Source organism: Algoriphagus sp. TR-M9, assembly GCF_027594545.1.
Taxonomy (GTDB): Bacteria; Bacteroidota; Bacteroidia; order Cytophagales; family Cyclobacteriaceae; genus Algoriphagus; species Algoriphagus halophytocola.
Map to the genome: position 1 here is coordinate 2,502,144 of NZ_CP115160.1, position 10,473 is coordinate 2,512,616.

General features: G+C 39.5%; 9 protein-coding genes. All 9 read right to left on the minus strand.

Annotation, left to right across the window (positions count from 1 at the left end; genetic code table 11):
- Nucleotides 1–8: 8 nt before the first annotated feature.
- The 9 genes from PBT90_RS10790 to PBT90_RS10830 all read right to left on the minus strand — a co-directional run bounded on the left by PBT90_RS10790 (nt 9) and on the right by PBT90_RS10830 (nt 9,703).
- A complete protein-coding gene (locus tag PBT90_RS10790) occupies nt 9–1,295 on the minus strand; it encodes a UDP-N-acetylglucosamine 1-carboxyvinyltransferase (protein WP_270129067.1) in 1,287 nt (428 codons plus the stop codon).
- A 126-nt stretch (nt 1,296–1,421) separates the two neighbouring features.
- A complete protein-coding gene (locus PBT90_RS10795; protein ID WP_270129072.1) occupies nt 1,422–2,357 on the minus strand; it encodes a UDP-glucuronic acid decarboxylase family protein in 936 nt (311 codons plus the stop codon).
- Between the two features lie 39 nt (nt 2,358–2,396).
- Nucleotides 2,397–3,602, minus strand: a complete 1,206-nt coding sequence (gene gmd, locus PBT90_RS10800) for a GDP-mannose 4,6-dehydratase (protein ID WP_270129081.1) — start codon at nt 3,600–3,602, stop codon at nt 2,397–2,399.
- 291 nt (nt 3,603–3,893) lie between these two features.
- On the minus strand, nt 3,894–4,862 hold the full coding sequence (locus PBT90_RS10805; protein WP_270129086.1) for a Gfo/Idh/MocA family oxidoreductase: 969 nt from the start codon (nt 4,860–4,862) through the stop codon (nt 3,894–3,896).
- 4 nt (nt 4,863–4,866) lie between these two features.
- On the minus strand, nt 4,867–5,451 hold the full coding sequence (locus PBT90_RS10810; RefSeq protein ID WP_270129091.1) for an acyltransferase: 585 nt from the start codon (nt 5,449–5,451) through the stop codon (nt 4,867–4,869).
- A gap of 71 nt (nt 5,452–5,522) precedes the next feature.
- Nucleotides 5,523–6,677, minus strand: coding sequence for a DegT/DnrJ/EryC1/StrS family aminotransferase (locus tag PBT90_RS10815; protein ID WP_270129095.1), 1,155 nt, complete (start codon nt 6,675–6,677; stop codon nt 5,523–5,525).
- Between the two features lie 377 nt (nt 6,678–7,054).
- Nucleotides 7,055–8,020, minus strand: a complete 966-nt coding sequence (locus PBT90_RS10820) for a GDP-L-fucose synthase family protein (protein ID WP_270129100.1) — start codon at nt 8,018–8,020, stop codon at nt 7,055–7,057.
- A gap of 247 nt (nt 8,021–8,267) precedes the next feature.
- Nucleotides 8,268–8,639, minus strand: a complete 372-nt coding sequence (locus tag PBT90_RS10825) for a four helix bundle protein (protein WP_270129105.1) — start codon at nt 8,637–8,639, stop codon at nt 8,268–8,270.
- A 65-nt stretch (nt 8,640–8,704) separates the two neighbouring features.
- Nucleotides 8,705–9,703 (minus strand): mannose-1-phosphate guanylyltransferase, encoded by a 999-nt coding sequence (locus tag PBT90_RS10830; RefSeq protein WP_270129109.1) that lies wholly within the window; start codon nt 9,701–9,703, stop codon nt 8,705–8,707.
- Between the last annotated feature and the right edge of the window lie 770 nt (nt 9,704–10,473).

Consider the following 10,473-nt stretch of genomic DNA (forward strand, 5'->3'; position numbering starts at 1 on the left):
TAATTGATCTATTCAATTCTAAGGGTTACTCCTAAGGATTTCAATTTTTCCTCCAGCTTATTGTATCCTCTAAGAGCCATTTCCACATTTTCTACGGTAGTTTCTCCCTCTGCCAACAAACCTGCCATCACCAAGGCCATACTTCCGCGAAGATCAGTTGATTTCACATGTGCTCCTACAGGTTTTTTGTTCTTCTTTCCATAGGTAGTAATTGCTCCTTTTTCCCATTTCAATCCTTTTGAATACATTTTTTCAAGTTCTTCACAATATTTGACCCTCTCTGGATATCGGTAATCGAAAACCCTACTGATGCCATCTGCATGTAAACCTAAAAGGGTGTAAAAAGGCTGCATATCAGAAATGATACCAGGGTGAGTACCAGTAGCCAATTCAAAAGGTTGAATTACTCCGTTTGACAAACATTCGGGGGAAACACGAACACTTTTGCTATTATGATAGTAGTCTATTCCTGCTTCTTTTAAATGAATTAAAGGGATATCCATCGCTGAAAATGGAACATCTTCCACAAGTATATCTCCTCCTGTCAAAATACCTAATACGATCCAAGTTAGAGCTTCTATCCTATCTGGCATTACTTCAAAAATAGATCCTTGAAGGTGTTTTCTTCCGGTCACCTTCACAAAACTATTTCCTACCACTTCGATTTTGGCTCCAAGTCCTTTTAGAAAATCTATTAGACATTCTATCTCTGGCGATATGTATGCATTTTTTATTGTGGTCACCCCTTCAGCTATAGAAGCACAAATTAAAGCTGACTCTGTACCTCCAATTGTAGAAATTGGAAAATCTATCTCAGCAGGATGAAAGCCGTCTTGGGTAGTTACTTGAATATAATCATCCAGTTCTTCCACCTTTGCTCCCATTTTTTCCCAGACCATGATATGTAAATCATAACCACGGTTACCAATTTTACACCCACCTGGATAAGGAATTCTGGCCTGTCCAGCTTTCTTAATTAATCCCGGTACCAATAGGTAAGTCGTTCTTATCGGAAAGTTATAATCCTCCAAAATTCTATTTTCCAAGGAAGAAGGATCTATCCGTACACTTTCTTTTGTTGAATCGACATCGACCCCCCCCCCACTTTTCCGGATAAAATCAAATTTGTAATTGGCATCTACCAATTCTGTTGGAAAATTATATAGGGTTACCTGATCATCGGAAATTAAGCTTGCAGCCAAAAGTCGAGTAGCAGCGTTCTTAGCCCCGCTAACTCGAACCTTTCCATTTGGGACTTGTCCTCCTGTAATTTTTGCTATTATATTTGATTTCATATAAAATTAAAATTCAGTGGTTTAAAATATATGTTTTAAACTTTATAAAACTTTATTTAGCTATTTTTTGAAAATTTTCTATACTCCGATTTAAACCGGTTAGTTTATTATTTGTAAGACTTAATATTAAAAAAGTAGTTTTTGAAAATGAGAAATTGTTGCTTGTAACCCTTCTGTAAGATTAATTTTTGGTTTCCAATTCAATTCTTTATTTGCCATTTCTATAACAGGTTGCCTTTGCATTGGGTCATCTTGAGGCAACGGAAAAAAAATCAATTTACTTTTACTATTAGTTAATTCTATAATCTGTTTAGCTAACTCCAACATAGTAAACTCTCCTGGATTCCCAATATTAACAGGGCCTGTGAATCCATCTCTGGAATTCATCAATTTGTACATTCCTTCTATATTATCTTCCACATAGCAAAAACTCCTAGTTTGTGAACCATCACCGAAAATAGTAATATCTTCCCCTTTTAAAGCCTGTACAATAAAATTACTTACGACACGCCCGTCATCTGGATTCATTCTTGGTCCATAGGTATTGAAAATCCTCATGACTTTGATATCAAGGCCATGTTGTCTGTGATAATCAAAAAATAAAGTTTCAGCACATCTTTTACCCTCATCATAGCAAGCACGAATACCAGTAGTACTAACTGACCCTTTATAGGATTCAGGTTGGGGATGAATCTCAGGATCTCCATACACCTCTGATGTACTTGCCTGCAAAATTTTAATTTTAAGTCGTTTTGCTAAGCCTAACATATTGATAGCACCAATTACAGAAGTTTTTGTCGTTTGAACGGGATCAAACTGGTAGTGAACTGGGCTAGCAGGACAGGCAAGATTATAGATCTCATCCACCTCTACATACAATGGAAAGGTGATATCGTGACGCATAAACTCAAAATTCTTGTTTTCCATCAAATGATGGATATTGGATTTACTACCTGTATAAAGATTATCGACACAAAGTACTTCATTACCTTCTTTTATTAATTTATCACAGAGATGGGAGCCGAGAAAGCCAGCGCCGCCTGTTACTAATATTCTTTTCATTAATTAAATGAGTTAATTATTCTATTGTTATTGAAAAAATTATTCTCCATGTCGATACATCTCATATCCCTTTTCAGCTAATTGCATATCCATATGAGTCAATTTAATATCAGATATCATCATATCTTCAACCAACCCAGCCAAATCGTATTCTGGCTCCCACCCCAATTGAGTTTGGGCTTTGGTGGGGTCACCTAAGAGTAGGTCTACTTCGGTGGGGCGGAAGTAAGTTGGGTCCACTTTTATGAAAGTGTCCCCAATGTTAAATGTTAAATTATTAAAGGTTAACCCGTTAACACTTAACTCTGGACCATTAACATTCAACTTTTGTCCAGTAGCATCAAAATATCTCTCCTCATCGACTGATTCCAAGATCCCGACCTCATTCACTCCTTCTCCCTCCCAGCGAATTTTGAATCCTACATGCTCAAATGACATCTGGACAAAATCACGAACTTTGGTGGTTTTGCCGGTTGCAATCACAAAATCCTCAGGTTTTTCCTGCTGCAAGATTAGCCACATGGCTTTTACGTAGTCTTTGGCATGTCCCCAGTCACGAAGTGCTTCCAGGTTACCCAAGTATAGGCAATCCTGCATTCCCAGAGCTATAGCAGCTGTAGCCATAGTGATTTTGCGGGTCACAAAGGTCTCTCCTCTTCTTGGTGATTCGTGGTTAAACAAAATCCCATTGCATGCGAACATATTATATGCCTCTCGATAGTTCTTGGTAATCCAAAAACCATAGATTTTTGCAACTCCATATGGTGATCTAGGATAGAATGGAGAACTTTCATCATAAAAGCCTGCAGCATTTTTATTTTCTGGCATTCCCCCGTACAATTCAGAAGTAGAGGCCTGATATATTCTCGTTTTCTTTTCTAAACCTAAAATCCGAACAGCTTCCAAAATCCTCAGTGTACCAATCCCATCCACATTAGCTACATACTCAGGAGAATCAAAAGATACCTTTACATGGGACATGGCGCCAAGATTATAAATCTCATCTGGCTGCACCTCCTGAATAATCCGAATGATATTCATGGAGTCAGTTAGATCACCGTAATGCAATTTGAAATTGACATGGTTTTCATGTTGATCCTGATAAAGATGATCTATTCTTTGGGTATTAAAAGAAGAAGCTCTACGCTTAATTCCATGGACCATGTAACCTTTCTCTAAAAGTAATTCGGCTAAGTAAGAGCCGTCCTGTCCGGTGATACCGGTGATAAGTGCGGTTTTGTTCATATGTTCTAAATTTAAAATAGATCCTTGTTGAGGAATGCTATTTTAGTTTTAATGTTAGTATTAAGCTGGAAGGTCGAAGATTTGAGGTGGAAGGGCTTTAAGCTTCCTACTTCCACCTTTGAGCTAAATAACTTCTTTGTTCTTTAAATTTTCCGATAGGATTAAGCTGGAAGGTCGAAGGTGAAAGGTGGAAGGACTTTGAGCTTCCTACTTCCACCTTTGAGCTAAATAACTTCTTTGTTCTTTAAATTTTCCGACAGGATTAAGCTGGAAGGTCGAAGGTGAAAGGAATTACTGTTTATCAAACGGATGAGGAACCAATTTTCCCTTAGCCAATGGATGATAATCCCCCTGTAATCCTATAGGCTTCTTGTGCCTTATGGCATGCACCAATTCTATACTGGACTTTGCAGCCTGCAACCCAAAACCCTTACCACTAAGTATATCCTTATAGCTTTCTGTATGTAATTCTGTAAAACCATCACTGAATTCAATCTCCTCGGATTCCATGGTGAGAGATCTGTAAGTAGTCCCTCCTCTTTCTTTGACCTGTTCGGGCAAGGTATCTGCATTGATGCTCAAAAACCATCTCACATTGGCCCTTTTCAAGCCTAAAAACCCGGCAGCCCTATCATGGGTATGTATATGTACCTGATTGCTCTGCACCTCTCCAAAAACCCAGGTCAGCATATCATAGAAATGTACACCAATATTGGTGGCAATTCCTCCGGATTTGGATACATCTCCCTTCCAGGAAGTATAGTACCAATGTCCTCTGCTTGTGATATAAGCCAGATCTATATCATAAACCTTGTCTTTCGGCCCCTCTTCTACCCGCTTTTTAAGTGCAATTATAGATGGATGTAGTCTTAATTGAAGAATGTTAAAGATCCGCTTACCAGACTCTCTTTCTACTTCCTCCAGAGCGTCTATATTCCAAGGATTCAATACCAAGGGTTTCTCACAAATCACATCTGCCCCTACCCTTAATCCAAATCGTATATGTGAGTCATGCAGATAATTAGGCGAACAGATGCTCACGTAATCCAAAGCAGAACCCTTACGCTTCAATTTATCCACATGCCTATCGAATCTCTCAAACTCCACGAAAAAATCAGCCTGAGGGAAATGCCTATCTATAATCCCCACGGAATCGAATTTATCATAAGCCGCGAGAAGCTGGTTTTCCGTATCCTTGATTGCCTTCATATGGCGAGGGGCAATATAGCCCGCTGCTCCTATCAGCGCAAAGTTTTTCATTAGACTAGGCTTCTTTAATTACTGAATTGTTTTTCAAAAGATATCTTTCACCACTTTCCAAACAGGTTGCTTTGCCTTTATCATCAAATTCCAATTTATGCCCATAAGCTGACATCCAACCTACTTGTCGGGATGGATTACCTATCACAAGGGCATAAGCAGGTATATTTTTGGTAACCACTGCTCCTGCACCTACAAATGCATATTCCCCAATATCATGCCCACAGACTATAGTGGCATTGGCGCCAATGGAAGCCCCTCTTCCCACGTGGGTTTTTGCATATTCTGACCTGCGATTAATGGCACTTCTGGGATTGATCACATTGGTAAAAACCATAGAGGGGCCCAAAAACACATCATCCTCACAGGTCACGCCTGTATATATGGAAACATTATTCTGAACTTTTACATTCTTACCCAAAACCACTCCAGGCGAGACCACTACATTCTGGCCTATATTACAGTTTTCACCTATTGAACAGTTAGGCATGATATGGGAAAAATGCCAGATTTTGGTTCCCTCCCCTATCTCACAACCTTCATCAATTACAGCTGTAGTGTGGGCAAAAAAATTGGGATCAGTTTTCAAGTGAAGTTGGGAATGGTGGTAAGGGTTGAAAGTTAAATGTTAATTGTTAATTGCTAAAAGTTGATGGTTTATTATTTTGCCTTGAAAAAGCTCAAAACTGAATCGATGATATATTCTTGCTGCTCAGCTTTCATTTCTGTATGAATGGGTAAGGAAAGCACCTCCTTACAAAGTTTTTCAGCAACAGGAAATTGTCCTACTCTCCCTCCAAAGTGAAGATAGGCCTTCTGAAGATGTAAGGGCAATGGATAATAGATCATTGAAGGAATTCCCTTTTCCTGTAAATAGGACTTTAATTGATCTCGATTTGCCGATTCCCTTAGCCTTATGGTGTACTGGTGAAATACATGGGTAGAGTAAGGTACTCTTTCCGGAAAATAAAAACCAGGATGTTTAGTAAAAGCCTGATCATACTGATCCGCAACTTTGTTCCTAGCCTCAGAATAGCTATCTAAATGTTTTAATTTGACAGAGAGAACAGCTGCCTGTAGGCTGTCTAATCTGGAATTCACTCCTATGCTATCGTGAAAATACTTTTTCTTCTGACCATGGTTTGCAATCATCTGAAGTTTTTCAGCCAGATGCTCATTATTGGTAAACATGGCACCTCCATCACCGAAACAGCCCAAATTTTTTGAAGGAAAAAAAGAAGTTATGCCAATATCACCCATTGTACCGGCTTGCGCCTTTGTACCATCTGAGAAGGTGTAGCATGCTCCTAATGCCTGGGCACCGTCCTCAATGACCTTGAGCTTATACTTATCGGAGATTCTCAATATCTCCTCCATATTGGAGCATTGTCCATATAGATGCACAGTGACTATACCTACTGTTTTCTCTGTAATTTTGGATTCAAGTTGCCTTACATCCAACTCAAAGCTATGCTCGAAAACATCTACAAAAACCGGGGTTAAGCCCAGCAAAGCAATCACTTCCACTGTGGCTACATAAGTGAAGGCAGGGACTATAATTTCATCACCAGCCTGAAAGTCAAGCGCCATCATGGCAATCTGTAGCGCATCAGTTCCATTCCCGCAGGTGATCACATGTCCTGCCCCTGTATAATCTTTTAGTTCACTAGCAAATTTTTTGACCTGAGGACCATTTATAAATGCAGATTGGGATATCACTTCCTGAATAGCAGCATCCACCTCAGATTTGATCCCCTCATATTGGGTTTTCAAATCTACCATTTGGATACTTTTATTGTTTACTGATTCAGGCATTATTTTTTTTAGGTGAAAGCTGAAAGGGTTGAGGTGAAAGGATTTTGTGGTTCCTAATTCCACCTTTGAGCTAAATAACTTCTTTCCTCTTTAAATTCACTGATATGATTAAGCTGAAAGGTCGAAGGGTCAAGGTGAAAGAACTTTGAGATTCCTACTTCAACCTTTGAGCTAAACAACTTCTTTCTTCTTTAAATTACTGATACGATTAAGCTGTAAGGTCGAAGGGTCAAGGTGAAAAGACTTTGAGATTCCTACTTCAACCTTTGAGCTAAACAACTTCTTTCTTCTTTAAATTACTGATACGATTAAGCTGAAAGGTCGAAGGGTCAAGGTGAAAGGGCTTTGAGCTTTCAGCTACCACCTTTGACCTCTATCTATATCTTCACCTGCTTAAATGTCTCCTGATTCTCCAAAAACCACTCATAGGTTCTCTTAATGCCTTCTTCCAATCCAACCTTAGCTTTCCAGCCGGCATCAGTCATTTTGGAAACGTTCATGAGTTTTCGTGGAGTTCCATCGGGTTTGCTGGAGTCCCAGATAATTTCTCCTGTATGGCCTACCGTTTTTTGGATCAGTTCTGCGAGTTCCCTAATTGTCAAATCAACACCAGTTCCTACATTGTAGAGATTATCCTGAAACTTATTTTCCAAAGCAAAAACTACAGCATCTGCTAAATCCTCTACGAATAGGAATTCGCGCATTGGCGTACCTGAACCCCATAGTGTTACTGTCGATGGTCGACCGTCGACCGTCGACTGATGCTTCGCCTCATGAAACTTACGAATCATCGCTGGCAACACATGGGAAGTCCTTAAATCAAAATTATCGAAGGGTCCATATAAATTGGTAGGCATCAAAGAGATATAATCCTTGCCAAATTGCTTTCTGATTGCCTCGCAGGCTTTTACCCCAGTGATCTTTGCTATGGCGTACCATTCATTAGTTGGCTCCAATGGCGCTGTTAACAAATATTCTTCCTTCAAAGGCTGGGGAGCCAGTTTGGGATAGATGCAAGAAGACCCCAGAAATATAAATTTCTCTACATCAGCTTTCAAGGAGGCGTCTATGAGATTATTTTGAATCTGCATATTCTCCATCAAAAACTGATAAGGGTACTCATTATTAGCCAAGATTCCCCCTACTCTCGCAGCAGCATCGATAACCACTTCCGGTTTTTCAGTTTCAAAAAAGTCAGATACGGCTACTTGATTTTTAAGATCCAGTTCAGCCGAAGTTTTTCCTATTAGATTAGTATATCCTTTGGCTTCCAAGGCTCTCCAAATGGCGGACCCTACCATGCCGCGGTGGCCGGCGATGTATATTTTGGTAGTGGTATTCATTTTATTATGTCTATTGAAATCGTAATTATATTAAAAAAGGAATTTGGGTTAAGGTCGAAGGTGAAAGGTCGAAGGGCTTTGAACTATTTGCTTTCACCTTTAACCTAAATTATAACGCAACTTCCTCGCTTCAAATAGTAACTGTTTTTGACCTGCAGGTCACTTTCAGCTTTCACCTTTGAGCTGTTAACTTTTAGGGTGGAAGGTTGAGGGATAAAGGTAGAAGAAATTAGGTGTAAGGAGAGCCTTAAAGGGTTTTAGCGATTGCGTTAATTAAACCTTTTAGCATGGATGCTATTTCAACTCCCAGTTTTTCCAAATTTTCTAAAACTTCCTTAGATATCCACTTCCTTTTTTCAAACAAAGTTAGAATAGAGATTGATTCATATAAGGATCCTCTGGCGATATAGAGAAAGCGTATATACTCTTTCTTTGACTCTCTACCTTTACCCTCGGCAATATTTGCAGAAATTGAAACAGAACATGCCTCGATTTGCTCAACCAGTCTGTAGTGTTTTAAAGATGAATTAAGGTTTTCTACAAGATCTAGTACAACATCGGCAAACTCAATAGATTTTTGCCAAACTTTCAGCTCCTTAAATCCAAAATCTCCATTCATAAACTTTTGCCTTTAGCTTACAACTTTGACCTATATGCTTTCACCTTTGAGCTTCCTACTTTCACCTACTCAACCAGCTCCGGTTTCTCCTTCTCCAGGCTCTCATACACCTTCTTTACATCTTGTGCATTATCCTTCTTGAGAACCAGAATAGCGTCTGAAGTATGAACTAATATGGTGTTTTTTAGGCCTGTGAATTCTGTATGAATTTCGGTTCCAATGACCATATTTCCCTTGGAATCTATAGGATGACCCTGTTTTTTAAAGAAATCATAAATGGATTCAAAGGAGCCCATATCTGACCAATCAAATTCTGATGGCACTACTTTAATCTTTCTTGTTCTCTCCATCACTGCATAGTCCACCGAAATGGATGGGATTTCCAGAGAAAGACTTTTGTCTAAAAAACCTTCTCCTGCCTGTTCAAAAGCAGTCTTGGACTTATCAAAAACCTCAGGTTCAAAGGATTTCAATTCCTCCAAAAAAACTCCTGCTTTAAAACAAAACATCCCGGAGTTCCAGTAGAAATTACCGGACTTAATAAAGCTTTCGGCTGTTTCCTTATTGGGTTTTTCTCTAAAAGACTTCACCTCTTCCCCATCTGCTTCTATGTAACCAAAGCCGGTTTCCGGTTTTCTAGGTTTTAAACCAAATGTGACTATGGAACCTTGAGATGCCAGGTGAACCGCTCTTTCAATGGCTTTTTTATAATCCTTACCGGATTCGATGAGATGATCCGATGGAGTAACAAAAAGAATATCCTCAGGCTGAACTGCAAAAGCCGCAAAGGCTATGGCAGCAGCAGTATTTCTGGGACAGGCTTCTATGATTTCTGAATATTCTGAAATTCCTGAGGCTGCCAAGTCCTTTCTGGATAGTTCAAAATTCTCACAGTTTCCAACCACCAATACATTGTCACAAACCTCAGCATTACGCTTAGCGGTCTTCTGAAAAAGTGTCTCCCCTTCAAAAATGGGCAGGTATTGCTTGGGTCTGGATTTTCTGGATAAGGGCCAAAGCCTTGAACCTACACCGCCGGAGAGGATAACGTTAATAACTGACATTTTGGATTTCGGTCATATCGAAAAATGAATTTTTCAATTTTCAAATTTTGCAATGTTCTAATCTACTCACAGCTTCGCCCTTTCAGTCCCATTTGAAACTTACCAGAGACATTATAGAAGAGTTTAAAAACCAAGGGATTAATTAGCAAATCGCTCAAAAAACATGTCTTTTTTTGCTGATTTTCTAATATTTAAACCCCTATCTCCCTATTTGGTGCCGTAAAGATAGCAAAGTGAGTAGTTTTTGTACTCATTTTTTATCCTATTTTCCAATGGAATTTTCCTATACTGAAAAATGCATTTGAACCCAAAACAGGATACTTTCTTCCTCCTTGGCTTAGCAAAGAACCAACCATTTTGCAAGATTTTGATTTTATGGGTCTTTTGATTTGGGTTTAGCGTATTTACTCCACAAAGTGTTGGGAGATTGTGTAGAGGGTTTTGGCGTTGGGAATGGGAAGCTGGGAGGTCGGGAAGTTGGGTGTCCGGTGTCCGGTGGCCGATGTTGGGAAGTTGGAAGGTTGATTGAGATCTCTCCTCCTTTCACTCGTCGAGATGACCGCTGCAGCGAGATCGCGTTACAGGGTTATTTCGACGAGCAAATGTGAATGTTATACTATTCGAAAATGCTGATGCGAGGAGAAATCTCTTTGGAAGTTTGTAAGCTCAAAGCTGAAAGGTGAAAGTAGAGTCAGGAAGCTGGGTGTCTGGTGCCCGATGTTTGGGTGTTGTACCTAAGGAAGCAGGCTGAAGGCCTGCCTAGTTGTAGC